Annotated in this window: 27 protein-coding genes; 16 read left to right on the top strand and 11 right to left on the bottom strand. The window is 48.6% G+C overall.

From position 1 onward, the window contains the following. Positions 1–72 precede the first annotated feature (72 nt). From ACRPK8_RS09155 to folE2, 3 genes are all read right to left on the bottom strand, one after another. A complete protein-coding gene (locus tag ACRPK8_RS09155; protein ID WP_432237953.1) occupies positions 73–768 on the bottom strand; it encodes a LytR/AlgR family response regulator transcription factor in 696 nt (231 codons plus the stop codon). Beyond that, complete coding sequence (locus ACRPK8_RS09150) at positions 749–2,515, bottom strand: LytS/YhcK type 5TM receptor domain-containing protein (protein WP_432237952.1); 1,767 nt, start codon at positions 2,513–2,515, stop codon at positions 749–751. The genes ACRPK8_RS09155 and ACRPK8_RS09150 overlap by 20 nt, the downstream gene beginning before the upstream one ends. 108 nt (positions 2,516–2,623) lie before the next feature. Continuing rightward, the gene (folE2, locus tag ACRPK8_RS09145) at positions 2,624–3,529 is read right to left on the bottom strand and encodes a GTP cyclohydrolase FolE2 (RefSeq protein WP_432237951.1); all 906 of its coding nucleotides are present in this window, start codon (positions 3,527–3,529) and stop codon (positions 2,624–2,626) included. Positions 3,530–3,856: 327 nt separating this feature from the next. Between folE2 and ACRPK8_RS09140 the strand changes: the two genes are divergently transcribed. The 8 genes from ACRPK8_RS09140 to ACRPK8_RS09105 all read left to right on the top strand — a co-directional run bounded on the left by ACRPK8_RS09140 (position 3,857) and on the right by ACRPK8_RS09105 (position 10,726). After that, entirely contained in the window at positions 3,857–4,714 is an 858-nt protein-coding gene (locus ACRPK8_RS09140) for a TerC family protein (protein ID WP_432237950.1), read from the top strand. A gap of 164 nt (positions 4,715–4,878) precedes the next feature. After that, complete coding sequence (locus ACRPK8_RS09135; RefSeq protein ID WP_432237949.1) at positions 4,879–5,643, top strand: TerC family protein; 765 nt, start codon at positions 4,879–4,881, stop codon at positions 5,641–5,643. 51 nt (positions 5,644–5,694) lie between these two features. Further along, entirely contained in the window at positions 5,695–6,828 is a 1,134-nt protein-coding gene (locus ACRPK8_RS09130; protein WP_432237948.1) for a YfbR-like 5'-deoxynucleotidase, read from the top strand. An 11-nt stretch (positions 6,829–6,839) separates the two neighbouring features. After that, the gene (locus ACRPK8_RS09125; RefSeq protein WP_432237947.1) at positions 6,840–8,027 is read left to right on the top strand and encodes a multidrug effflux MFS transporter; all 1,188 of its coding nucleotides are present in this window, start codon (positions 6,840–6,842) and stop codon (positions 8,025–8,027) included. A 149-nt stretch (positions 8,028–8,176) separates the two neighbouring features. Continuing rightward, a complete protein-coding gene (locus ACRPK8_RS09120; RefSeq protein WP_432237946.1) occupies positions 8,177–8,404 on the top strand; it encodes a hypothetical protein in 228 nt (75 codons plus the stop codon). After that, complete coding sequence (locus ACRPK8_RS09115) at positions 8,394–8,915, top strand: NfeD family protein (RefSeq protein ID WP_432237945.1); 522 nt, start codon at positions 8,394–8,396, stop codon at positions 8,913–8,915. Before ACRPK8_RS09120 ends, ACRPK8_RS09115 begins: the two co-directional genes overlap by 11 nt. After that, entirely contained in the window at positions 8,912–10,432 is a 1,521-nt protein-coding gene (locus ACRPK8_RS09110) for a flotillin family protein (RefSeq protein ID WP_029343201.1), read from the top strand. The genes ACRPK8_RS09115 and ACRPK8_RS09110 overlap by 4 nt, the downstream gene beginning before the upstream one ends. An 87-nt stretch (positions 10,433–10,519) precedes the next feature. Further along, positions 10,520–10,726, top strand: a complete 207-nt coding sequence (locus tag ACRPK8_RS09105; RefSeq protein WP_432237944.1) for a hypothetical protein — start codon at positions 10,520–10,522, stop codon at positions 10,724–10,726. Between the two features lie 274 nt (positions 10,727–11,000). Here ACRPK8_RS09105 and ACRPK8_RS09100 read toward each other — a convergent pair whose 3' ends face one another. Both ACRPK8_RS09100 and ACRPK8_RS09095 read right to left on the bottom strand, forming a co-directional pair. Continuing rightward, the gene (locus ACRPK8_RS09100) at positions 11,001–11,849 is read right to left on the bottom strand and encodes a DegV family protein (RefSeq protein WP_432237943.1); all 849 of its coding nucleotides are present in this window, start codon (positions 11,847–11,849) and stop codon (positions 11,001–11,003) included. Between the two features lie 16 nt (positions 11,850–11,865). Continuing rightward, positions 11,866–12,687, bottom strand: a complete 822-nt coding sequence (locus ACRPK8_RS09095) for a lipoate--protein ligase family protein (protein ID WP_432237942.1) — start codon at positions 12,685–12,687, stop codon at positions 11,866–11,868. Positions 12,688–12,832: 145 nt separating this feature from the next. Between ACRPK8_RS09095 and ACRPK8_RS09090 the strand changes: the two genes are divergently transcribed. From ACRPK8_RS09090 to ACRPK8_RS09080, 3 genes are all read left to right on the top strand, one after another. Then, a complete protein-coding gene (locus tag ACRPK8_RS09090; RefSeq protein WP_432237941.1) occupies positions 12,833–14,140 on the top strand; it encodes an HD domain-containing protein in 1,308 nt (435 codons plus the stop codon). Then, complete coding sequence (locus ACRPK8_RS09085; RefSeq protein ID WP_432237940.1) at positions 14,137–14,994, top strand: phosphotransferase family protein; 858 nt, start codon at positions 14,137–14,139, stop codon at positions 14,992–14,994. Before ACRPK8_RS09090 ends, ACRPK8_RS09085 begins: the two co-directional genes overlap by 4 nt. Before the next feature lie 123 nt (positions 14,995–15,117). Beyond that, entirely contained in the window at positions 15,118–16,296 is a 1,179-nt protein-coding gene (locus ACRPK8_RS09080) for a NupC/NupG family nucleoside CNT transporter (RefSeq protein ID WP_432237939.1), read from the top strand. A 57-nt stretch (positions 16,297–16,353) separates the two neighbouring features. Here ACRPK8_RS09080 and ACRPK8_RS09075 read toward each other — a convergent pair whose 3' ends face one another. Both ACRPK8_RS09075 and ACRPK8_RS09070 read right to left on the bottom strand, forming a co-directional pair. Beyond that, positions 16,354–16,998, bottom strand: a complete 645-nt coding sequence (locus ACRPK8_RS09075) for an NAD(P)-dependent oxidoreductase (RefSeq protein ID WP_432237938.1) — start codon at positions 16,996–16,998, stop codon at positions 16,354–16,356. 73 nt (positions 16,999–17,071) lie between these two features. After that, complete coding sequence (locus ACRPK8_RS09070; protein ID WP_023466792.1) at positions 17,072–17,257, bottom strand: 2-hydroxymuconate tautomerase; 186 nt, start codon at positions 17,255–17,257, stop codon at positions 17,072–17,074. Between the two features lie 169 nt (positions 17,258–17,426). Between ACRPK8_RS09070 and ACRPK8_RS09065 the strand changes: the two genes are divergently transcribed. Next, a complete protein-coding gene (locus ACRPK8_RS09065) occupies positions 17,427–17,951 on the top strand; it encodes a hypothetical protein (protein WP_432237937.1) in 525 nt (174 codons plus the stop codon). A gap of 65 nt (positions 17,952–18,016) precedes the next feature. Continuing rightward, positions 18,017–18,511, top strand: a complete 495-nt coding sequence (locus ACRPK8_RS09060) for a YwhD family protein (RefSeq protein WP_023466794.1) — start codon at positions 18,017–18,019, stop codon at positions 18,509–18,511. 148 nt (positions 18,512–18,659) lie between these two features. Here the strand turns inward: ACRPK8_RS09060 and ACRPK8_RS09055 are convergent, their stop codons facing one another. Beyond that, positions 18,660–19,505, bottom strand: a complete 846-nt coding sequence (locus ACRPK8_RS09055; RefSeq protein ID WP_432237936.1) for a metallophosphoesterase — start codon at positions 19,503–19,505, stop codon at positions 18,660–18,662. Between the two features lie 89 nt (positions 19,506–19,594). Beyond that, on the bottom strand, positions 19,595–21,151 hold the full coding sequence (locus ACRPK8_RS09050) for a BCCT family transporter (RefSeq protein WP_432237935.1): 1,557 nt from the start codon (positions 21,149–21,151) through the stop codon (positions 19,595–19,597). Between the two features lie 379 nt (positions 21,152–21,530). Here ACRPK8_RS09050 and ACRPK8_RS09045 point away from each other — a divergent pair, with 379 nt between their 5' ends. The 3 genes from ACRPK8_RS09045 to speB all read left to right on the top strand — a co-directional run bounded on the left by ACRPK8_RS09045 (position 21,531) and on the right by speB (position 24,176). Next, positions 21,531–22,202 (top strand): NAD(P)H-dependent oxidoreductase, encoded by a 672-nt coding sequence (locus ACRPK8_RS09045; RefSeq protein ID WP_432237934.1) that lies wholly within the window; start codon positions 21,531–21,533, stop codon positions 22,200–22,202. 144 nt (positions 22,203–22,346) lie between these two features. Next, the gene (gene speE / locus ACRPK8_RS09040) at positions 22,347–23,189 is read left to right on the top strand and encodes a polyamine aminopropyltransferase (RefSeq protein ID WP_023466799.1); all 843 of its coding nucleotides are present in this window, start codon (positions 22,347–22,349) and stop codon (positions 23,187–23,189) included. A gap of 114 nt (positions 23,190–23,303) precedes the next feature. After that, a complete protein-coding gene (gene speB, locus ACRPK8_RS09035; protein ID WP_432237933.1) occupies positions 23,304–24,176 on the top strand; it encodes an agmatinase in 873 nt (290 codons plus the stop codon). Positions 24,177–24,221: 45 nt separating this feature from the next. Here speB and ACRPK8_RS09030 read toward each other — a convergent pair whose 3' ends face one another. Together ACRPK8_RS09030 and ACRPK8_RS09025 are read right to left on the bottom strand one after the other, a co-directional pair. Then, positions 24,222–24,815 (bottom strand): LysE family translocator, encoded by a 594-nt coding sequence (locus tag ACRPK8_RS09030; RefSeq protein ID WP_432237932.1) that lies wholly within the window; start codon positions 24,813–24,815, stop codon positions 24,222–24,224. Then, complete coding sequence (locus tag ACRPK8_RS09025; protein WP_432237931.1) at positions 24,815–25,273, bottom strand: Lrp/AsnC family transcriptional regulator; 459 nt, start codon at positions 25,271–25,273, stop codon at positions 24,815–24,817. Before ACRPK8_RS09025 ends, ACRPK8_RS09030 begins: the two co-directional genes overlap by 1 nt. Between the last annotated feature and the right edge of the window lie 93 nt (positions 25,274–25,366).

Here is a 25,366-nt window from a genome sequence, read left to right as displayed (position 1 = left end):
ATTTTTAGATGAGTTGTCGGTTTTGTCCGATGAAAGGTTGAAAAAGAACGTTGAATCACAAAAAAGAAGCGCTCAAATACCGAGCGCTTCTTTCAATAGTTTGACGTACGTCCGGCTGACCGGCACATCAATCTGATGAATCTTTAAGTTGTAAGCCCCATTGAACCAAGGCTCGATGGCGTCAATTGCTGATAAGTTGACGAGATACGAGCGATGAACCCGTAAAAACCGATGATCTTGAAGTTTACGTTCAAGTTCGAGTAAGGTCTCGTTTGAAGGGTACGCCTCATGTTCCGTCACGATCTTCGTTTTCCCGTTTTCGGCGACGATGTAATCGATATCTTGAGGAGACAATAATTTCAGTTGTTCACCCGTCTCGACAGCTAAACGTTCAAGTCGAGGGGCTTTTTTCGGAAGCGGTCGCGCGACTTTTTCAATCGCACGGACAATCCGTGCCGGATCATACGGTTTTAAGATGTAGTCATAGGCATTGAGCTCAAACGCTTCAAGCGCATGAGCATCATACGCTGTCACAAACAGAAGAGCCGGAGGACGTGGCATCGACTTCAAACGTTTCGCGACTTCAAGACCGCTTCCGTCCGTCAGTTCGATGTCGAGAAAGACTAAATCGGGCTGAAGGGAGCGGACGAGTCGTTCCGCTTCCTCGACACTGCCCGTTTCCCCGATGACTTCAAGACCGGCAGCGGTCACGTGATAACGAAGCTCGTCACGTGCGAGCGGTTCATCTTCAATCAATAAGGTGCGCATGCTGGACCTCCTTTCTGACTTCAATCGGGAGACGGATTTCAATTGTCGTTCCGTTTTGACCATCACTTGTGATCGTAAACTGTCCTTTTTCACCATACAGGCTGCGAATCCGTTCTGCTGTATTAAATAACGCGGTACCGGTGCCTGAGGACGGAACGACTTCTCGACCGAGTCGAACAAGACGAGAGGCGTCGATCCCGCGTCCGTTATCGACGACTTCGAGACAAAGTTGATTTGACTCACACCATGCCGTCACACCGACATACCCCGTCTGTTCAGTCGAAAAGGCATGAAGAAATGCGTTCTCGATCAACGGTTGTAAGATGAACGGCGGGACGAGTAAAGACGACGTCTCGTCTGCTAAATCGATATCAAGAAACGGTCGATTCGGAAAACGAGCAGCTTCAAGAGAGGTGAACGCTTCAATGTGCTCAAGTTCCTTTTGGAGCGGGATTTTCGTCGAGCGCGCGCCTTGGAGGTTACTGCGGAAGAATGTCGATAATTCGAGCAATAACGTGCGTGCCTGTTCAACATCTGTCCGGCACAGCGCATAAATCGTATTGATCGCATTAAACAGGAAGTGCGGATGAATCTGCGCTTCAAGTGCCCGGATTTCGGCATCTTTCAGTAAACCAGCTTGACGCTGTGCGTTCCCGAGTGCCAGTTGTGTCGAGAACAGTTTCGCCAGTCCTTCGATCAGTTCGACTTCGACCGCATCAAGCGATTCAGCATGCGGATAGTAGACTTTTAACGTCCCGATCGTCGTTTCCCCGACGATGAGTGGGGCGATGATTCCTGCTTGGAGTGGACAGTCCCGTACAGGGCAGCCGATGTCGTGTCGTTCCGTGACGAGTCGAACTTGTCCGTCCTGCAAGACATGTTCGGTCGGTTTCGTCGTCCAGTGACTGCCCGCTTGATGGTGATCGCTCCCGGTACCGATATGGGCCAGAATAACGGATCGATCCGTCAACGAGACGGCTTCTGCCCGTGTTTGTTGCAACAGAATTTTCGCGACGGCTTCTGCCGTGTGGATATGTAGACCACGCGTCAGATGGGGGAGTGTCAAATCCGCAATATGCAACGATCGTTCCGCTTCGCGTGCCCGGACGGTCTCTTCTTCCCTCGCAGCGAGTCGGATGATTGATAAAAACAGCCAGACACCAAGGACATTGACGAGTGTCATCGGTAAGAAGATGAACTGGACGAGTTCGACTGCCGCATCAAAGGGGCGGGCGAACAGTAAAATCAACGACATTTCAAACAGCATCAAAAAGGCAGTCAGACAAACGGGCAGCAAAGCCTGGCTGCCGAGCCGGTCACGCCAGTAAGGACGAAGCCATCCGCTAATACCACCGGCGATGACGGTCGAAAGCGCACAAGCGAACGCTGTGAATCCGCCGAGGGAGTACCGATGAATCCCAACGATTAGTCCGGTCATCAATCCACCGAGTGGACCGGCGAGTAATCCACTGATGACGACAATCATCGTTCGTGTGTTCGCAATCGCTGCTGTGCCATCGACGTCTTCGAGCCACGCATGGGGCAAGAATTCTGCTAAGTCGACTTTGACCCCTGTATAGTTACTTAAAATCCCGTACGTCGCAAAAAACAGGACGAGGACACGGAATTGCCAGCCGGCGTCCGGCTGACGGAGCAACCTCCGTGTCGGTCCCCACTGCGCGAGGATGAACGCTAAGATGATCATGATACCGAGTCGTTCAAGTAAAAAAGGAATCAATTCCAGCATGTGCAGCCCTCCATTCGAGTTAAGTGTAAACGCTCGCAAAACGGAGAGCAATGCCGGTATACAAAAAAACGTACGCCCTCTAACGAAGAGGGCGTACGGCAGGTTTACTTATTGTGCGTCTTTATCGAACGTGATGCGGGCGATCGCATCATGTTGGTGAATCGTTTCTTCGTTACGGCATTCGACGTAGAACGAAGCGATTGGATCCATTTCGTACAGGTCAGCAGCAATCAAGCGCACCATATCTTCTACGAAACGTGGATTTTCGTATGCCATCTCTGTCACGCGTTTTTCATCCGGACGTTTGAGAACCGGGTGAAGTGGCGCTGAGGCATTCGATTCAGCAGCATCAAGCAATGATTGTTTCCAATCGAAGTCTTCTGCTTCATCACGTAACGAGGCTTCCATCGTGACGTAACCGCGTTGGTTGTGAGCACTGTATTCGCTGATTTCTTTTGAACATGGGCAAAGTGTCGTGACGTTGATCGTCAAGCCGACAGACAATGTCGCTTCATCCGTCTCTGTGTTGACGCTGACCGTTTGCCATACTTCGGCATTCATCAAGCCACTGAGTCCTGTTGCCGGTGCTTTACGTGTGAAGAACCATGGGTAGCGGATCGTCAATTGACCTTCTGTTTGTTCCATGCGATCGGCTAAATCGCGTGCGAATTGAATAAGTGACGCATTCGTGACTGTCCACCCTTCGTTGTGGTATTGATCGAGTTGCTCCGTTAAGCGACTCATATTAATTCCTTTACGATCTTGTACGAGTGACGTTGACAGTTCAAACGTCGCGACTGTCGCTTGTGTCTGATCTCCGTCCTGGATGACGACGGGATGTTTAACGTTTGAGATGCCGACAGCATCCAGTGCGAACAGGAAGTTCTTCGGTGTATTTTGCAAGTCGACCATCTTATCTTTTTCAGTCGGTTTTGTTCCTTTAATCGGTGGTACCGAACCGAACAGCTTATGGCGCTCTTCTTTTGTTGGTAACGTGATCGGGTAGGTAGACATATTCATTGGCCCCTTTGTCCTTTTGTAGTGTTTCAATAGTAATAACATGACAGGAATGCTAGAGACGAGCAAGTCTGATGATTCCGCAAATGTGTTTCATCGTTTCATCGCTAGAAGTATTGACTTGAATTTTATCACGAACGTCCGATAAACGAAACTCGCACGACTTAAAATCGACACATTCCATCTCTAAAGGAATAACTTGCTTGCAATCGGGTATATTATCCTATAGTATATGTTCAGGTGAACGTGTAATTGTTGTTTTTGTCCTAGTCAATCATTGAGGCTTTTTTATTTTACAGGTAGTTAGAGAAAGGGATGACAGAGATGGATTGGCAGTTACTATTACAGTATGCCTGGGTCGTACTCGTCTTGATCGCGCTAGAAGGATTACTTTCAGCGGATAATGCACTCGTACTTGCGGTCATGGTCAAGCACTTACCAGGGGAGCAACAAAAGAAAGCACTCTTTTACGGACTTGCCGGAGCATTCGTCTTACGATTCGCGGCACTGTTCGCAATCTCGTTCCTCGTCGACATTTGGCAAATCCAGGCACTTGGAGCGGCATACCTGCTCATCATGGGTCTGCGGCATATTTATAAGACCGTGAAGGCAAGGAAACTCGGTGAGAATCATGGCGCTGAAAATGAACTCGATACAGAACCGAAGTCGGAAGAGCCCGTTTCAAAAGGTGAATTCTGGCGGACAGTCGCGAAAATCGAATTTGCCGACTTGGCGTTTGCAGTTGACTCGATTTTGGCGGCCGTTGCGCTTGCTGTTGCCCTTCCCGATTGGGGGACTGGGGAAATCGGCGGCTTGAATGCAGGGCACTTCATCGTCATCCTGACGGGTGGTTTAATGGGTGTCGTCTTGATGCGTTTTGCAGCACGTGTTTTCGTGAAGTTGCTCGCAGAGCGTCCAGGTCTTGAGACAGCAGCCTTTGCGATCGTTGCCTGGGTCGGTGTGAAGCTAGCCGTTCTTGCGCTTGAACACCCGAAATATCATGCATCAATCGAAGGAACAATCTTTGAAGCCTTAAAACTTCCTGAAGGATTTGCGCATAGCACGCCATGGCAGGCATTCTTCTGGACAGTCATGGTCGGTCTTGCACTGTGGGGTTGGTTCTCTTCTCCAAAAACAAAACCAAATCCGGACGCTGAAAAGAAAGTCGATCAAAACTTATAAGAAATGGAACGATCCGTCGATGGCGGGTCGTTTTTTTGTGTTAGGTTTTCTTAAACAATGGGAATAAACCACAAGGTTAAGGACTTGAGTCGAGCTTTCATCTTTTTCTTTCCGGTCGACCGGCATATAATGAATAGACTGAACAAAAAAGGGGATTCGTTTGTATGGATATTGGATTAATTACGCAGTATGCGACCGTTGGACTCGTACTGATCATTTTGCAGGGGTTACTTTCTGCCGACAATGCGATGGTCATGGCCGTACTCGTTCGCCCGCTGCCGGATGATCAGCGTAAAAAAGCACTTTTTTATGGGTTGGTCGGTGCCCTCGTGTTGCGCTTCGTAGCGATTTTCTTCGCTTCGTATTTAGCAACCATTTGGGAACTTCAGGCCCTTGGAGCAATTTATCTCTTTTATGTCGCGTTTAAAGGAATTGTCGAGGCACGGTCGAATAAACATCAGGTGCCAGATGCAATCGCCTCACAAAAGGCATCACCGAACTTTTGGTGGACGGTCGTCAAGGTCGAGTTTTCGGATCTTGCGTTTGCCGTCGACTCGACGCTTGCTGCTGTCGCCATGGCGACGACCTTACCGATGGTTGGGGGAATGATTGGAGGACTGAACACAGGACAATTCTGGGTCGTCTTCTTCAGCGGAATCATTGGTCTTGTCATCATGCGTTACTTCGCCAGCTGGTTCGTCGTCTTACTTCAAAAACGACCAGGGATCGAAGAGGCAGCTTTTTGGCTCGTCGCCTGGGTCGGGGTAAAACTTGTCGTCATGACGCTTGCACACCCATCGATTGATGTCTTGCCACGGGAGTTTCCAGAAAGCACGGTATGGCAAACAATCTTCTGGGTCGTCCTTGCCTTGATTTTAATCATCGGCTGGTTCCGTAGTGGACATAGCTCGAGTTCGTCGGAGAAATAATACACTGGACGGGCAGGGAGACCCTGTCCGTCTTTCGTTAGGAGTGATTTTATGCAAAATGGTAATTTCATACGCATGCTAACACGGATGCAAAACGTCCCGCGCTGGGATGAATATGCACCACGTTTTCCAGATAATGCAGCCAGTCATAGCTTTCGCGTCGCCTTGTTCAGCTTGATGGCAAGCTATTTAGAAGAAGCAAATGGACAAACGCCAGTCGACCGCCTGACATTGCTCGGAAAAGCCCTATTCCATGACATGAACGAAGTCATCACCGGACCAATCAAACACCGGACGAAAAAAGAGCCAACGTTACATGCACATATTCAAGCGATGGAGCAGCAGGCAAGTGAACAGCTCGTGGCGCTACTCTCGAAATCGCTTCAACCGGCGTTTACGACGTATCTCGTCCATGCCGAAGACCAGTCACCGGAAGGACGGATCGTTGAGGCGATCGATACGTTTGATGCGATGCTATATGCACGTCGGGAAGCGCGGATGACAGAGTCTGTCTTTTTTGAACAGAAGGCGGCTGAACTGCAGGGACTACTTGAACAACACCCACTTCTCTCGATTCGCCGATTGACACGATCGGTCATGGAAGAAGATGAGATGTCTCATTTCATCGAGAACGTTCTGATGATGGACACGGTACGGCGTTGGAAGGGACGTTTCAACACGATTGATGATAATGATGCAACCCATGCGTTTCGGGCAGCCTCACTCGGTCTATTCAATGGTTTGATCGAGACAGAGAAATACGGCGTCACGATCGACATCGAAGAGGTCGTCTCCCGTCTCTTGTGCCATGATCTCGTCGAAGGCACGACAGGAGATGTCCTCGGTCCCGTCAAACATGCGACACCCGTCACGGCAGCTGCCTTTGAAGCGTTCGAACGGACAGAGGGCGAGATGTTGATCAATCATTTACCGGAAGAAATCCGGGCACCGTTTCGGCGGTTCGTCGTTGAAGCAAAGGACGAGACGTATGAAGGACAAATGGTCGACGTGATTGATAAACTCGACGCGCTGATCAAGATGAACATGGAACGGAAACTAAATGGTGTCGAATACGAGACAGGCTACCGGGCACAGCTGAAAAAGGTTCAAATGACGTACGAAAATCCATCCGTCGTCTTTTTCCTTGCCTATGTCCTGCATGATTTGGATTACGTGACGTCATGAGGAAAGAAACGATGACTCCACGCCGCCTGACGTTGATCTTGATCCTCGGTTCACTCGCTGCACTCGGACCACTCTCGATCGACATGTACCTACCCGCATTTCCGGATATGTCACGCTCGTTTGATGCGAGTGCCTCCCTGATTCAATTGAGTCTAACCGCTTGTATGCTCGGGATGGCGCTCGGACAGCTGGTTGTGGGGCCGCTCAGTGACGTTCGCGGACGCAAACGTCCGTTGATGCTCGCTTTACTTGCATATCTGCTCGCGTCTCTTGCTTGCGCCATGGCACCGACGATTGAGGTGTTGATTGCGCTCCGGTTCATCCAAGGGGCAGCCGGTGCATCGGGTATCGTCATTTCCCGAGCAATCGTCCGTGACTTATTCGAGGGACCAGAATTGACGCGATTCTTCGCCGCCTTGTCGCTCGTCAACGGAACGGCACCGATTCTCGCACCCGTCATCGGTGGACAACTCCTTCGATTCGGTGACTGGCATTTCGTCTTTTACTTGCTAGCCATTTTAAGCACATTGATGTTACTCGCCGTTGCCCTGCGTTTACCGGAAACACTTCCGCTTGAGCGGCGCGTCGAAGGAAATCTGACGACGACGCTGAAGACATTCGGTCGCCTGTTGACGGACCGGGTCTTCATCGGTTATGCCTTTGCCCAAGCGTTTGTCATGGGCGCGATGTTTGCCTATATCTCCGGTTCACCGTTCGTCTTGCAAAACATTTATGGCGCTTCGCCGCAGCAGTTTAGTTTTTTGTTCGGTTTAAACGGAATCGGAATTATCTTAGCGGCGCAAATCGCCGGTCGTCTTGCCGGTCGTGTCGATTCAGAACGACTGATGCGGATCAGTCTGACTGTCGTTGCAAGTGCCAGTATCTTGTTGTTCCTCGCTTTGACGTTGACGGATCAACTCATCTTCGTCATGATTCCACTGTTCTTCGTCGTCTCAAGTGTCGGCTTGATCTCAACACTCGGTTTTACATTAGCGATGCAAAATTACGGATCCACGGCAGGGAGTGCCTCGGCACTTCTCGGGTTACTCCCGATGCTCGTTGGCTCACTCGTCTCACCACTCGTCGGCATCATGGGGGAGCAATCGGCCGTTCCGATGGGGCTGATCATCATGACGCTTGATTGTCTGGCGCTCGTTCTCTATTACGGACTCATCGTTCGTCGACCGAATCGGTCCTAAACGTGCGTGACACAAAACGTTTGTCCTATTTAGAGGACAAGCGTTTTTTCTTTAATGAAAGGAAAAGAAATGGAATTCAATTTGAAACATTTTCAAGTCTGTCAGCGTAAAAGAGAAAGAAAGCCAGTACTTCAGAAAGGAGTGGAGCGATGAAACCGGAGTTGCCACGTAAACGAGAACCGTCGATCGAGGCAAGGTTAGCACGTCATTTTGCCGCGCAAAAAAAATACTTACGCCGTCAGCAAGAAGCACATGATGAGCGTGAGAGAGAGCTTGCCCGGTTATTATACGAAGAGAATCGGACCGCCTATCAGCGTGCGTACCACGAACTGTATGGCTCGCATCCTTACATCGAGGTGAACGAAGATGGACGTTAGTACGCTTTATCTCTATGCATTGGCAGCTGCTGCGTGTGGTGTGTTTGTGTCGATCCTATTCTCAGATGTCATTCCAGGCGTCGATCAAATCTTCCATCCCACGTTAATTTTATCTTTCGTCATCATGACATCCGCAATCGGCTTCGGACTTGAACAGCTCAGTCCGCTTGGTTCGATGTTAATTCTGATCATCAGCAGTGTCATAGCATTGTTAGTGACGACGCTGATGCATATCTTCTTGTTCGTTCCAATGGCGCAAGCGGAACAGTCGCTTGGTTTTTCGGAGCAGATGCTAGAAGGGCGCAGCGCAACGGTCATCGTACCAATCCCGACTGAAGGATATGGTGAAATCTTACTCGATGATGTGTCAGGGCGCGTATCGAAGTCAGCTGTCCTGTTTGAAGGCACAGCTTTACCACAAGGCACGAAGGTGCTCGTCATCGAGATCAAACAGGGCGTCGCATCTGTTGTGACGTATCCCCATCAATGGAAAAAGGAGATGTTTACATGAATCCAGTGTTAATCGTATCGATCGTCGCGGTCGCCTTGATCGTTGCTTTGATTGTCTTATTCATTACGAAGTACCGAACAGTCGGTCCAGAAGAGGCCTTGATCGTATCCGGGAGTTATCTTGGAGGGCGTAACGTCAATACGGATGAGTCCGGTAACCGGGTGAAGATCATTCGTGGGGGTGGAACGTTCGTATTACCTGTCTTCCAACAAGCGACACCACTGAGCTTGTTATCAAGTAAGCTTGAAGTCACGACACCTGAAGTGTACACGGAGCAAGGTGTACCAGTCATGGCGGACGGAACAGCAATCATCAAGATCGGCAGCTCGATTTCTGAAATTGCGACGGCAGCAGAGCAGTTCCTCGGGAAATCAAAAGAAGAGCGCGAAGGGGAAGCGCGTGAAGTCCTCGAAGGGCACTTGCGTTCGATTCTCGGTTCGATGACCGTCGAAGAAATTTACAAGAACCGTGATAAATTCTCGCAAGAAGTCCAGAGGGTCGCGTCTCAAGACCTTGCGAAGATGGGACTCGTCATCGTTTCCTTTACGATCAAAGATGTCCGTGACAAGAACGGATACTTAGAATCACTCGGTAAACCGCGGATTGCACAGGTTCGCCGTGATGCGGATATCGCAACCGCAGACGCGGAAAAAGAGACGCGCATTAAACGGGCGGAAGCTTCCAAGGATGCGAAAAAAGCAGAACTCGAACGTGCAACGGAAATCGCTGAAGCGGAAAAAGAAAATCAGTTGAAGATGGCTGATTACCGCCGTGAACAAGATATCGCGAAGGCGAAAGCCGACCAAGCATACGATCTCGAGAATGCACGCGCGCAACAAGAAGTCACCGAGCAACAGATGCAGATCAAAATCATCGAGCGCCAAAAACAAATTGAGCTCGAAGAACGCGAAATCCTCCGTCGTGAGAAACAATACGATGCGGAAGTCAAAAAACGTGCCGATGCCGATCGGTACTCGATTGAGCAAGCAGCCCAAGCAGACCGTGCGAAACAATATGCGGAAGCAGACGCAACGAAATATCGGATTGAAGCATCAGCAAAAGCCGATGCAGAACGCATTCGTCTCGATGGTCTTGCAAAAGCCGATGCCGAGCGGGCACAAGGGGAAACAGAAGCGGACATCATTCGTCTGAAAGGTCTGGCTGAAGCAGAAGCGAAAGAAAAAATCGCGCAGGCGTTCGAACAATTCGGACAAGCGGCAATCCTTGATATGGTCATTCGCATGATGCCGGAATACGCAAAAGAAATTGCAGCACCACTCGGTAACATCGATAAGATCACGGTCGTTGATACAGGTAGCGGTGAAGGGGGCGGCGCGAACCGTGTCACCGGTTACGCGACGGATTTGATGGCGTCCCTGCAAGAGACGTTAAAAGCGTCGTCAGGACTCGATGTCAAAGAGTTGATCGAGAACTTCTCCGGTAAAGGAACAGCAAAACCGTTGACGGTCAACTTAAATTCCCATGATGCGGTGGCAGCGTCAAAAACAGAAGACTGATATAATGACTAGGCACTAGTAGAAGTAGTTTCTGAAAGGATATCTCATCATGGATGGTTTGGCATTACTGCAAGAGCGTTGGATGGTTTGGCATTACTGCAAGAGCGTTGGATGCTGTTGCTTCCGTTCCTCGTCGTATTCTTGATCAACGTCGGGTTATTGACGGCTCTTCTGAAGAAACGACGTGATTTACCGAAGCTGTTAGTCTTCGGAATGGGTGGAATGGCGATCGTGTTCATCGTCTCTTCGCTTGGATTAAGCATGGCACTGCTGTTCTTTGGATACAGTTCATAAAAAACGGAGCTGATTCAAAAATCAGTCTCTATAAAGATAGGGGTGGCAGAATGATGATCTGCCACCCCTATCTTGTAATAAAAAGAATGACGCGTCACACGCAACTTCTACAGGAATAAGCGCATTTATGCGCTGTCAGAGACAAACAAGACTCGTTTTCCTGCTTGAATGAAGCAGGAAAACGGGTCTTGTGTCTCGCCTGAGGAAAGGGCGTGAACAGACGAGTCATTTTTTTGAGTCAGACTTGTTTTAAATGAAGTAGGAATGAATGCTGTTAACGTTTAAGGTCATACCCAATGACGACGAGTCCCGGTCCAGTATGTGAACCGATCGCTGCGCCGGCGATCGTCAAGATGACTTCGCTTGGTGAAAACTGTGCTTCAATCAATTGTTTTAATTGTTCTGCCCGTTCAATCGAATCCCCATGACCAATCATGATTCGATGTCCGTCAATCGCTGGACGTGCTTCTTCCATCCACTCGACGATCCGGTTCATGACTTTTTTCTGACCACGGATTTTCTCTTTTGGAATCAACTTCCCGTCTTCGACTGTCAACAGTGGCAAGATCGATAAGAGACCACCAATGAAGGCGCTAGCTCGCGAAACGCGTCCACCGCGCATCAAATATTCGAGTGATTCGACTGTAAACAGATGACGAATCGTATTCACCTTGGCTTCAGCATAAGCTGCTGTTTCTTCGAACGAATGCGTCTTCGCATATTCTGCGACGTCAAGAACGAACAATCCTTGTCCTGTCGAAGCAGTTTTCGTATCGAGTATTAAGTAAGGAACGTTCGGATACTTTTCCGCGAGTTCCTCTGCGAGCATCTTCGCGGTTTGATACGTTCCCGATAGTTCGCTTGAGAAGGCGAGATAGAGGAAGGGATCCCCTTGTTCAAAGTGACGCGTGAACACCTCGACCATCCGGCTGACTTCGACCTGGAATGTCTTCGGCGCCGCACCGTCACGCATCTTATCATACAGTTGTTTCGGAGATATCGATTCTCCATCGAAGAACGTGTCTTCGTCGATCAATACGCCGAACGGCATGATCGTAAAATCATAAGCATCTAACATGTCTTTGGGTGCATCGGCACCACTGTCTGTGATCAATCGGATCATCACGTTCTCTCCTTTCTTAACCTAGGGCTTTTTCGTTTCGTTCAAGCATTCGGCTTAAATTGACGCCGAAACGCTCGTTCTCGAGTTCCGTCAACGTCGCGGGCGTCAAATCAGCGCCGAGCGCAAGTAACGCCTCATACGCACGACGTAAGCATTCCTCGACCGTCAATGAGATGCTGAGTAGTTCTTCGAGGGACGCCATCGTTTCCGGAACGACGGTCGGATAGACGAATTTCGTCGTCTCACCTTGAAGCGCTGCCGCGTAAAAGTCACGAACTAAAGCGGCACGTTGACTCCCACTTCCGTTGACGCAGAGGTAGATTTGAACGGCAACACCACCGCGGACACGGCGTTGTGAGATACCGGCGAACTTTTTACCGGCAATCGACAAGTCATAAGAACCGGGACAGTATGAACCGACGACTTCACCGGCGACGATCGCGTCTGTTTCCTGTGCGAACATGTGACGAACGAGCGCAAGCATCGCTTCGTAACCACTGTCGATATCGATCCCACCGCGTTCCGGTAGGACAAGCGAAATATTCAGAACACCGGCGTCAAGGACGACGGCGAGACCACCTGAGTTACGGACGACGGGCGAGAAACCATGTTCATACAAAACGGCTACACCGTCAGCAAGGTGAGGAAGACGGGCATCCTGGATGCCGAGGACGACCGTTTCGTGGTGAATCCAAGAGCGGATTGCTGCTCCTTCTGTCGCAACGGAAGCACATAATGTGTCGTCCATCGCAAACGATTGTGTCGCATGGAAAGCAGTTCCGAGTGACGTTTGATCAAAAATACGATAATGTTCTTGTTTTAAGAGTTCGATTCCCATAGGCTCGTTCCTTTATTGTAGATTTGCGACATCATTATAGCACAGGGTGTATAAAGTTTCTGTGCGAAGCGCCGCGGGAGACAGGAATCCTCGGAAACAAAACCGAACAACAACGACATAGACTTGATTTAAAGGAGAGAAACATATGTATCAATCATTGGGACAATTAAAGGAAACGAAGGTCTTCAAAGATCCGGTTCATCGCTATATCTATGTCAGTGATCAGTTGATTTGGCAATTGATCGGCACGCGTGAATTTCAGCGACTACGCCGGATCAAACAACTGGGGACATCCTTTTTGACATTTCACGGGGCAGAACACACGCGGTTCCATCATTCGCTCGGTGTCTATGAAATCACGCGCCAACTGATCGATGTCTTCAACGGTCGCGCCGATTGGGATGATCAGTACCGGGAGTTGACGCTCGCTGCGGCACTCTTACACGATGTCGGGCACGGTCCGTTTTCACACGCGTTTGAGAATGTCTTCGGTGTCAACCATGAGACATGGACGGAACGGATCATCCTCGGGGATACGGAAATCAAGAAAGTCCTCGATCAAGTCGGAGACGGCTTTGCGGAAGAAGTGGCGTCGATCATCAACAAAACACACCCGAATCAACTGCTCGTTACGATGATCAGCTCACAACTTGACGTCGACCGGATGGACTATTTGTTACGCGATGCACACTTTGCTGGTGTCAGCTACGGAAAATTTGATCTTGAGCGGATGCTCCGGGTGTTGCGTCCGGCACCGAATCAAATGGTCGTCAAACAGTCGGGGATGCACTCGATCGAAGACTACATCATGCGTCGCTATCAGATGTATTGGCAAGTCTATCTACATCCGGTGACACGATCAAGTGATTACCTATTAAAAGCAATCCTTGAACGGGCACAGGAGCTATATTTGTCCGGTTATCCGTTTGCGATTGCACCGATTCATTTAATGCCGTTATTTGATCAGACGATGGAGTTGCGTGATTTCCTTGGACTTGACGAGACGATCGTCTACTTCTATTTTCAGCAGTGGGCGAACGAACAGGATCCGATTCTTTCTGATCTGTCGAGTCGATTCGTTGATCGGAAGTTGTTCAAGTATGTCGATTACCCGGCTGAAAAACGCGAACTCGTCCATGAAAAATTATGCGAGTTGTTTGAGGCGATCGGCTTGAATCCGACGTATTATTTACTCGAAGATAAATTAAGTCGTCTTCCTTACGACTTATATGGAGATAACGGTGAGATCAGTAAACAACCGATCATGCTGCAGATGAAGGATGGACAGATGAAAGAGATTTCGCAAGTTTCGCCACTCGTTCAAGCCATCGCGACATCACGGCAGACGGATGAGAAGCTGTTCTTCCCGCAAGAAATTTTGCACGACTTGCGTGAACATGCGAACGAGAAGATGCAGATCGACCAGTTATTGATTGGTAGCGTGACGTCATGATATCGTCCGCTGTCCTTACGAAAATCTTACAACAGCTTGGACAGGAGGGAGCAGAGGTCGAAGTCTTAAAAGGCGCGACATCCTCCCTCGTTTTGCGTGTCGGTGAAGGAATTTTAAGAATCCATACGAATCAAGACTGGCTGCGAGAAGAACCGGATCTCGTCGCACATGAAGTATTTGCACTACAAGCAGCAGGTGATTTGGCACCAGATGTACTGGATTATCAAACGGATGTTAGAGACGAAATACCACCGTGGTTATATATGACGCGTTCGCCGGGAGAAATCCGGATTGATCAGGTGAATGAACAATATGTCGAACGGTTGGCGCAGATGCTTGCAGCAATCCATGCGTTGCCGGTACCGGAAGCCCGGTATGTGTACCGCCCCTATACGACGGAACGTCACGTTCCGACGTGGACGCAGCATCCGGAGAAATGGCGTCAGCTGTTAGCTGTCGAACCGATCGAAAGTCAAAGCATCCGTTTCATTCATCGTGATTTTCATCCGGTTAATGTGTTATACGAATTAGATGGAACGTGCCATACGATTGACTGGGTGAATGCGTGTGTAGGACCAATTGAAGTTGATCTGGCTCACTGTCGTTTGAATCTTGCCTTGCTCGAATCCATCGAGATGGCGGATCTTTTTTTAGAAAAGTATCTCAAACAGACAAAGCGTTCATATGATTATTCGTGGGACATTCAGGCAGCTTTTGATTTTGGACCGGAAGCGATTGACGTGTATACAGGGTGGGAAGCATATGGAAGGCAAAACCTTAGTCAGGACAATGTTCGGGAACGCTTGGAAAAGTTTGTCTTGAAAGTTCATGAAAATGACGAAAGCGGTTACTAAATGAACTTTTCCTCTTGCAGTTCTTTGAAATGTTGATTATTCTATTACTTGGAAAGAGATTAAACGTCAGACATCGTACATATGTACAACTGATAAACCAACTAATAGATAGAGGGGTACTTCATGAAATATCTTATCGCACTACTTGGACTTGTCATTGTTTTCGGATTGGCACTCCTTGTCAGCAGCAACCGTAAAGGCATCAAATTGAAACCGCTTGCGGTCATGCTAGTTCTTCAGCTCGTACTTGGGTACATCTTACTCAATACATCATTCGGTTATATCATCATTCGTGGTGTAGCGAAAGTCTTCGAAAAACTGCTCAGCTATGCAGCAATCGGAATCAACTTCGTCTTTGGTGGTTTAGCGAACGAAGGCGCGCAACCGTTCTTCATTAACGTCTTGCTACCAATCGTCTTCATCTCTGCCTTGATCGGAATTCTGCAATTCACGAAGATTTTACCGATCTTGATGCGCGGAATCGGTTTCGTCCTCTCGAAAATCAACGGGATGGGACGTCTTGAGTCTTACAACGCGGTCGCTTCAGCTGCGATCGGACAATCGGAAGTATTCATCACAGTCAAAAAACAAATCGGTCAATTACCAGCCAATCGTCTCTACACATTATGTGCATCAGCGATGTCGACGGTTTCGATGTCCATCGTCGGTGCGTACATGACGATGGTCGAACCGAAATATGTCGTTACAGCCATCGTCTTGAACTTGTTCGGTGGGTTCATGATCGTCTCGATCATCAACCCGTACACGGTTGACCCGGAAGAAGATATTCTTGAAATCGTTGAAGAAAAACAAACATTTTTCGAGATGCTCGGCGAATACATCATGGATGGATTCAAAGTCGCGATCATCGTTGGTGCGATGTTGATTGGTTACAATGCCTTGATCGGTATGGTCAACGATATCTTCCTGATGGGTCTCGGTATCTCATTCCAGGAAATTCTCGGATACATCTTTGCGCCATTCGCCTTCATCATGGGTGTTCCATGGGCGGAAGCTGTCAGTGCCGGTAGTGTCATGGCAACAAAATTGATCACGAACGAATTTGTTGCGATGTTAAGCCTTCCTGAGTACACGAAAGAGTTCTCGGAACGTACACTCGGAATCGTGTCTGTCTTCTTGATCTCGTTCGCGAACTTCTCATCAATCGGAATCATCGCTGGTGCGGTTAAAGGATTGAATGATCGTCAAGGAAGCGTCGCAGCTAGTTTTGGTTTGAAATTACTCTATGGTGCAACACTCGTCAGCGTCTTGACGTCAATCGTCGTCAGTGTTTTGCTGTAATCGTTACACAGATAAAAGAGCAACGGATCATTGGTCCATTGCTCTTTTATCTATTATTCATTCCGTTGCGCCATGCGAAGCAATCCCGACACGGACACGATGGTGTGTTCCGTCACGATAGACGTCGTAAGCGAACTGAGCGACGTTTTCCCGGGGAATCGGTCCCGTTGGTGAAGTGAAGCGTCTCGTCTCGATCAGCAGTTCGTCAGCAGTGAGCGCCTCGTCTTCCGTTAGTTGTGTTGGACAGATGACGGTGAAGTCGACGTCTGCGTCCTTTAACGTCAAATAGGCTTTCAAGTGATCCTCTGCTGCGACCGTTGAGCGGCGACGGGATTCACTCGATTGGAAACGATACTTTCCGGGTTCTTCTGACGCATCGAGAATACCTGCTGTACCAATGAAGATGATCCGTTCGATGCCTGCCTCCTTCATCTTCGTGACAAGATGTGGAATCGCTGTCGAGAGGACCTGCTGTTGATCGGTACCAAGACAACTGAAAACCGCGGTACTTCCTGCAAGTGCCTGTTCAAGATCCTCTGGCTGCGTCGCATCTCCTGTCAGGACGTGAAGTCGCTCGTGAACGGGTAAGTCCGGAGACGTGGAGCGGACGAGTGCGCGAACATCGTAACCGTCTTCTAATAAACGATCAATCAAAGGGCGACCCGTTCGACCGGTCGCGCCAAGTACAGTAACAGTAGTCATGAGAATTCCTCCTTAGTAACCAAGTAGATGGGAAAAAGAGACGTGCGGCAGCGACCGGACGTCTCTTGTTTTTTCATTTATCCGCGAACATGACGCCAGCTTGACCATAATCCGTTTTTTCCATCTCTTCGATGAAGACCGTGATGTTTTCTTTTGGTGCATTTGTCGTTTCCGACACCGCTTCCGTGACTTTTTCAATTAATGCACGTTTTTGTTCAACTGTTCGACCCGATAACATTTTGACCGTAACATATGGCATGGCTTCATTTCCCCCTCTAGCATGATGACGATACGCCATCAGTATAGCGCATTCCATAGGGGATTCGTCAATTCGAACATCGTTTTCGAAAAAGAAGGGTATAAGGTAGGAGCTATGGTTGTCGGAAGCGAAGGAAGTCATACACATACGGCAGAAAAGGAGAGACATAATGGACGCGATCATACGGAAGAAAATTCATACGCTGCTGATTTTTGATCGGACGTTACCGGAAGATGACGCTTACCCGTTGTCTGGTCCAAAAGGACTTGAAGTCGCGGATATCGTCTTTGGACAGAATATCCCGTTCGGGCGGATTGTAACGGATAAGGAACTGGCTCAGCTGCTGGATCAAAAAGAAGCAAAGCGCTATGGGATGTTGACGTTGCTGGAAGATGACGTACGCTTTAAACCGTTGTTTCAAAACCGGAAACCAACAGCGGACATGGAAGATGAAGTTGAGGCAAAGGTGCGAGAACTGGCACATCAACTGCGTGCGATTCGATCGCGGTGTTCTTCTCTTGAGCGTCTTTTTCTATTCGGTCGGGCAGCGCAGACGCTGTTTGACCGCGCGTTACTTCATCTCGAAGAAGTGAACCCACCCGCCCATGAGGAAATTGCGTCCATGACGTGTTATCGTCTCCCGACGATTCGCCGAGCGACAGAGGAACAATTACAGCTCCTCCGTTACGAGTGACTGGTTGCAGACACCTCGGAATACGGTATGATAGAAGCAACAGGATTAAAAGGGGACAAAACACGATGGAAAAAAAGATTAACTTCAATATCATTTCAGATAACTCAACAGATGGCCACGGTGGATTCGGTGTCGGAACACTCAGCTTAAACAGTATGTCACCGGTCATCATTTCTCCGGAAGACGGCGAAGCTTACATTGACATGGGTGCGATGCATGCCAAAGCAGCCATCGAGAAACGCGTCAAGTTCACGACGGATAAAGCGGATACGCCAAACGGGAAACTGTACTGGATCGTCTGGGTGACGGTTGGTCGTAAACCGGAAGGCTTCTACTACGGCGGTGTGGCTGCCTGCGATCTGTTAGTCGATGCGGAAGCGCGACGCGGATTCAAGATTCTTGCGGATCATGTCAATAAGATGGATAAATCTCTTAAAGGACGGATCGTCGTCGATCATATGGATGAGCGTTCAAAAGAATTATTGCGTGATTTCTTACAAACGCATAAACCTGAGATGTGGGAAAATGCTGACGCTGCTTTACACGAGGCGTTGGTCTAAACAAACAGGGCTGACTTAAAAGTCGGTCTCTACAAAGATAAGAGTGGCAGCGTGAGGGTCTGCCACCCTTATCTCGTAAAAAAGAAAGAATGACTCGTTTCACGTAACGCCTACAGGAAAGGGCGCGAAAAGACGAGTTATTCTTTTTTTATGGTCGTTTCAGCGTCAGGACGACGAGTTCCGGATGATTGAACAATCGAAACGGAAACAGGCTGTTTCCAAGACCACGGCTGACGATCAGTTCGGTCTGCTGTTCCTGATAGCGACCTGCCGTTACTTTGGGGAAGAAGCCTTGACCGGGCGCATATAGACCTTCCGTAAATGGCAGGCGGATCTGTCCGCCATGAGCATGTCCGGACAAGACGACATCCGTGGATCGTTCAGCATACAGGGACACATATTCCGGACGATGCGCGAGCAACAGCTGGAACGCATCAGGCGAGACATCTTGAAGTGCTTGATCGAGACTTTGACGGATGCCATCCGGTTCCGATAATCCTTCGCGCCACCGCGTCGTCGTCGGATCATCGATCCCGACTAACGAAATCGATAATCCTTTGTATTCAATGACACGCGATTCATTCCGAAGAACGGTGACACCCAGTTGTTCGAGCTTCGGTAAAATCGTTAGATTCCGTCGAACCTCATGATTCCCGGTGACGAAGTAGACGGGATATTGGTCGACGAGTGTTTTCATGAGTGTAAGAGCAGCTTCTTCACCGTTTCGCCTCGAGTCAATCAAATCACCAGTCATGACGACGAGTTCTGGTTCAGCACGATCAATTTTTTTCAGTAGTCGTTGTTGTTCAGATCCGAACGCTTTACCGTGTACGTCTGCAATGTGAACGACGCGATAACCGTCAAAGGATTCCGGTAAACGGCTGGACGTCACCGTCACCTGTGAGACATCGATGACATTGTTTTCACGATATAAAAACCAGCCCCCCAAGGCGAGGACACCAAGGGATAACAGCCAGCGTGTACGTTTGCGCATAAGCCACCTCATTTCTTCTACTACTCATAATTCAGGATAACAAAAAAGACCTCCTTCCGTATGCGACGGAAGGAGGAATTCAAAACTACTTAAGCATCTTGTTTTAACTCAGTTGTCTCTTTTTGCGCATCGGGTTCATCGGACAAGTCCTTGAACAGGGCAACGACCATCATCCCGACAACGAAGATGAATGGGAAGGCGGCTAAGATCGCAGCAGCCTGTAGGGCACCTAATCCACCAGCATACAAGAGTACAGCGGCGATGGAAGACTGCACGACACCCCATGCGAGCTTAATGCGCAAGCTTGGCATCAGACTACCGCCAGATGACAACATACCGAGAACGTATGTCGCGGAGTCGGCGGAAGTGATGAAGAACGTCGTGATCAAGAAGACGGCAACGATGCTGAGGAACGTCCCTAAACCACCGAACGTCTCAAACAATGCGAACATACCGGTTTCGACACCTTTATCATTAACAGTCGAGATTAAGTCGACGTTTTGGAACAACTCGTTCCAAATCGCTGATCCGCCGAAGACAGAGAACCAAAGAAGACCGAAAATCGTTGGAACAAGCATGATTCCGATGACGAATTCGCGGATCGTCCGTCCTTTTGAGACACGGGCGATGAACGTACCGACGAATGGTGACCAAGAAATCCACCAAGCCCAGTAGAAGATCGTCCAACCGTTGACCCATTCGCGTTCGTCCGGGTTAAAGGCTGAAGCACGGAAACTCATGATTGGTAAGTTCTGCAGGTAAGCACCTGTCGTTTGGACGAATAAGTCCATGATGAAACTGAACGGTCCGAGGAACAATACACCAATCATCAATAAAATGGCTAAGACGATGTTTGCATTACTTAAGCGAACAATCCCTTTATCAAGACCAGATGCAGCACTGATCATGTAGAGGACGGATACGACGGCGATGATGATGATTTGCGTCGTGAACGAGTTCGGAACACTGCTCGTCAGGAAGTTCAGACCACCTGAGATTTGCTGTGCCCCGAGACCGAGCGATGTCGCGACACCAAATGCCGTTGCAACGATTGCGAGTACTTCAACTGTTCCTTTACCGGCAGAGGCGTACCGAGGCTTCATCAATGAAGCGACCGTATCCCCGATCGTAGCGGGACGTCCTTTACGGAATGTCGAGTAAGCAATCGCAAGCGCGACAACTGCGTACAGTGCCCAAGGGTGTAAGCCCCAGTGGAAGAAGGAGTAACGCATCGCAAGACGCGCGGCTTCCGTTGGATCGTTTGTTGCGACGGGCGGCGTATGGAAGTGCGTCAGTGGTTCCGAGACACCCCAGAAGACGAGACCAATTCCCATCCCGGCACTAAAGAGCATCGCGAACCAAGAAATTAAACTATACTCAGGACGGTCCGAATCCTTTCCGAGTCGGATTGAACCGAAGCGAGAAAAAACAAGGAAGATAGCAATGATAAGGAAGATACTCATGCCAAGAAGATAAAGCCAACCAAATCGATTGGAGACGAATGATTGAGCGATCGCTGTGACATTTCCGAGACTAGCTGCACCGATTAGGGATTCCGGTAAGATTCCCCATATGGTAAAGAGCACACAGAAAATGACAGATACCATAAAGACTTTCGTGATCTTACTTTTTCGATTATTTTCCATCGTGTTCCACACCTTCTTTCGAATTTTACATGGTTGTTTTGAAATCGAATGATAACAACGACAATAATGATTCCCCGTTTATCCGATAACAAAACCTAATCACGCAGATGACTACCGTAACAAACATTTGGGCGGAAAAGCAAACCATTTGGGAAATGAGACCATAGAAACTAGGGAATTACCAAAAAGGGAAGGCATGAAAAAACGGGTCATTCGGCGTTAAAAATAATTTTTAAATAATGAAATAAAGGATGTTAATATTCTTATTTCCCGTTTTGCTTAAAAACTAACGCCATATCACGCTTGAGCAAATCAGAAGCACTCCGAAAACAGATTTGATATAACATAGTCAGTCAACAGGTTGAAGGAGGAGTTTCTTATGGAAAAAGAACAACGGAAACAACAGATTCTCGAAGCGTTTTTATCGCGTCACGCAACAAAGTCTTTTGATGGTCAAATGATCCCAGAAGATGATTTTCATTTCATTCTTGAAACGGCACGTCTGTCACCAAGCTCATTCGGATATGAACCGTGGAACATGCTTGTCATTCAAAACCCGGAAATCCGTGACGCACTAAAAGAAATTTCTTGGGGGGCACAAGGACAATTGCCAACAGCAAGTCATTTTGTCCTATTCCTCGCCCGGACAGGAGAACAAATGCAGGCGGACGGTCCGCACGTCACACAGATGATGGAGTTCCTCGGTTTATCAGAAGAAGCGAAAGCCGGACGGACGAAGCGATACGGTCTATTTTTAGAAGAGGATTTCTCTATCGGTAACAACCCGAAAGCGATGGAAGACTGGGCAGCAAAACAAGCCTATATCGCACTCGGAAACATGATGTCGACGGCGGCACAAATCGGAATCGATTCGTGTCCAATCGAAGGATTCGACCAACAAGCAGTCGAGCAATTGCTCGTCGATCGCGGACTGCTCGATTGTTCTGTTTTCACCGTTCCTGTCATGGTTGCTTTCGGTTACCGGGCAGACGAACCGAAACGCGAGAAACAACGTCGTCCGCTCGATGAAATCGTGACGTTCGTCGAGTAAAAGTGGAAGACAAAAATTTTCGAATTATATAGAAGTTTCTTGCGAAATTCGGTATACTCGCATTTGTATGATTAAGAAGCGCCGTAAACGCCACTCGCATACGAACAACTTTTGTCTTGATGAAAGAAAGGGGTTCTATCGCAAATGGAACAAAAATTAAAGTTATGGTTCACGGAACACCAAACGGAAGATTACGGTATCACATTCCGTGTCAACCACGTTTATGAGAGCGAACAAACGGAGTTTCAACGCTTAGAGATGGTTGAAACGGACGAGTTCGGTACGATGTTGTTACTTGACGGAATGGTCATGACGACAGATAAGGACGAGTTCGTTTACCACGAGATGGTCGCGCACGTCCCATTGTTCACACACCCGAATCCAAAATCGGTTCTGGTCGTTGGTGGAGGAGACGGCGGAGTCATCCGTGAAGTCTTGAAACACCCGTCCGTCGAAAAAGCGGTTTTAGTTGAAATCGACGGAAAAGTCATCGAGTATTCGAAAAAATACCTCCCGAACATCGCAGGTGGATTGGACGATGCACGCGTCGAAGTCATCGTTGGGGATGGATTCATGCATATCGCAGAAGCAGAAAACGAGTATGATGTCATCATGGTCGATTCGACAGAACCAGTTGGTCCAGCGGTCAACTTGTTCACGAAAGGCTTCTACTCTGGTATTTCAAAAGCATTAAAAGAAGACGGTATCTTCGTCGCACAATCGGATAACCCATGGTTCACACCAGACTTGATCCGTGATGTCCAGCGTGACGTCAAAGAAATCTTCCCGATCACGAAGCTCTACATTGCTAACGTACCAACGTACCCAAGCGGTCTTTGGACGTTTACGATCGGTTCTAAGAAACATGATCCGCTCGCAGTTGCACCGGAGCGTTTCCACGAGATCGATACGAAGTATTACACGCCTGAGCTTCACACGGCAGCCTTCGCGCTTCCGAAGTTCGTCAAAGATTTGACGAACGGCTGAGTTCAGTCACTATAGCACACACGAACAGAGCGGTTTCGATCTTCGAAATCGCTCTGTTGTCAGGTAAAGAGGCGTTTGGATCAGCAAACGACCAACGAACAGGGGGAATGGATCATGCGTTTTGATGAAGCTTATTCAGGAAAAGTCTTTATTGCGAGTCAACCGACTCACGAAGATGCAAAAGGAATTTTATACGGTATGCCGATGGACTGGACGGTCAGTTTCCGTCCAGGTTCACGATTCGGTCCGGCACGTATCCGGGAAGTCTCACTTGGTTTAGAGGAGTATAGCCCGTATTTAGACGGAGATATCGCTGATGCGAAACTGTTTGACGCAGGAGACATCCCGTTACCGTTCGGCAATGCCCAAAAGTCACTCGATATGATTGAAGAATATGTCGATTCGTTACTGACAGCAGGCAAGTTCCCGCTCGGTATGGGGGGCGAACATTTAGTCACGTGGCCCGTCGTCAAAGCGTTCGATAAACACTACGATGATTTCGTCGTGCTTCATTTTGATGCGCATACGGACTTACGTGACGAGTACGAAGGCGAGCCATTGTCACACTCGACGCCGCTCAAGAAGATCGCCAACTTGATCGGACCAGAAAACTGTTATTCGTTCGGAATCCGTTCAGGGATGAAAGAAGAGTTCGAATGGGCGAAGACGTCAGGCTACAACCTTTTCAAATACGAGATCGTCGAGCCGCTTCGTCGAGTTCTTCCGACACTTGCCGGTAAAAAGGTCTATGTCACGATCGACATCGATGTGCTTGATCCGTCAGCAGCACCGGGAACAGGGACACAAGAAATCGGTGGAGTGACGACGAAGGAACTACTCGAAGTCGTTCACATGATTGCACGAGCAGACGTTGACGTCATTGGCGCGGATTTGGTAGAAGTATGCCCGGCGTACGATCAATCGGACATGACAGCGATCGCAGCAGCAAAAGTATTACGCGAGATGATGATCGGGTTCATCAAATAAATAGACAAAAGAGACCAGACGTGCTGTCGGTCTCTTTTGTTTTGTTCAGAAGAAGAACTGAATCATCCCGAACAACCCGAATCCGATGATCAGACTGGCAGACGTCCACTGGATGACGCGCAGAAGGGGTGTCGCGAGCTGATGCTTGAGCAGGTGCGTGATGTTCGCTAGGATAATCCACCAGGCGGCAGAACCGAGAAAAATACCGATTAGAAACAAGAACGCATCTTGTCCGTTCGTCATCGTCAACTCAAAGCGGGCAAACAACGCCAGGAACAGCGTGATCGTCATCGGATTCAAGAACGTCAGAAATAAGACGGACAGATAGGCACTTAACCGTGACGACGCCGTATCGGAAATCGAGGCGTTCGAAGAAGCTTGAAACATCGACCAGCCGATGTAACACAAAAACAGACTACCAATCAATTGCATCCAGGAGGCTTGGGTGAGTAAAGATTGTACGAGTGAAAAACCAGATAACGCGAGTATTCCGTAAGTGAAGTCTGCCGTAGCGGCTCCGAGTCCGGACACAATGCCGGAAATTCGTCCGTATCGAAGTGTCCGTTGCAAGCATAAAAGTCCGATTGGACCAACCGGGGCGGCTAAGGCAAACCCGATTCCAAAACCTGTTGTAAACATCAGTCGACCTCAGGTAACGGAAAATGAAGCGTTTCCTTTTCCGTCCGCATGATGATCGTCGTTTTTGTCCGCAGGATTCCTGGGAGTCCTTTAATCTGATAGGTGATGATCTCGTCCAGCTGTTCCGTGTCACGGCAACGTATTTTGAGCAGATAATCATCGTCACCCGCGACATGATGGCATTCTAATACATGTTCAAGCTGATGGATCCGTTCAAGAAACGGTGCGCGATGTTCCGGGCGTTCGAGTGAAACGGCGACAAAGGCAGCCAAGCGATAGTCGAATGCAGTGGGATCAAGAACTGTCGTCAGCTGACGGATGATACCTTGTTCCTGCAAGCGGACGACACGTTCTGCAACAGCCGGTGCTGATAAATCGATGTGCTGTGCCAGTGTTGACCACTTCATCCGAGCATCTCGTCTCAATAGATCAATAATTTTTAAATCGTAAGAATCCATTGTAATAAACCTTCTTTTCAATTGAATTATTATATATTTTATTTCATAAATAAAGAAAAGGTCAATGTGTTTTCGAAACAAGTTCATAGCACA

It is taken from the genome of Exiguobacterium sp. TDN 0502 (assembly GCF_050846835.1).
Taxonomy (GTDB): domain Bacteria; phylum Bacillota; class Bacilli; order Exiguobacteriales; family Exiguobacteriaceae; genus Exiguobacterium_A.
Note: the sequence above shows the minus strand (reverse complement) of the source record. Positions and strands in the feature narration are given on the sequence as shown.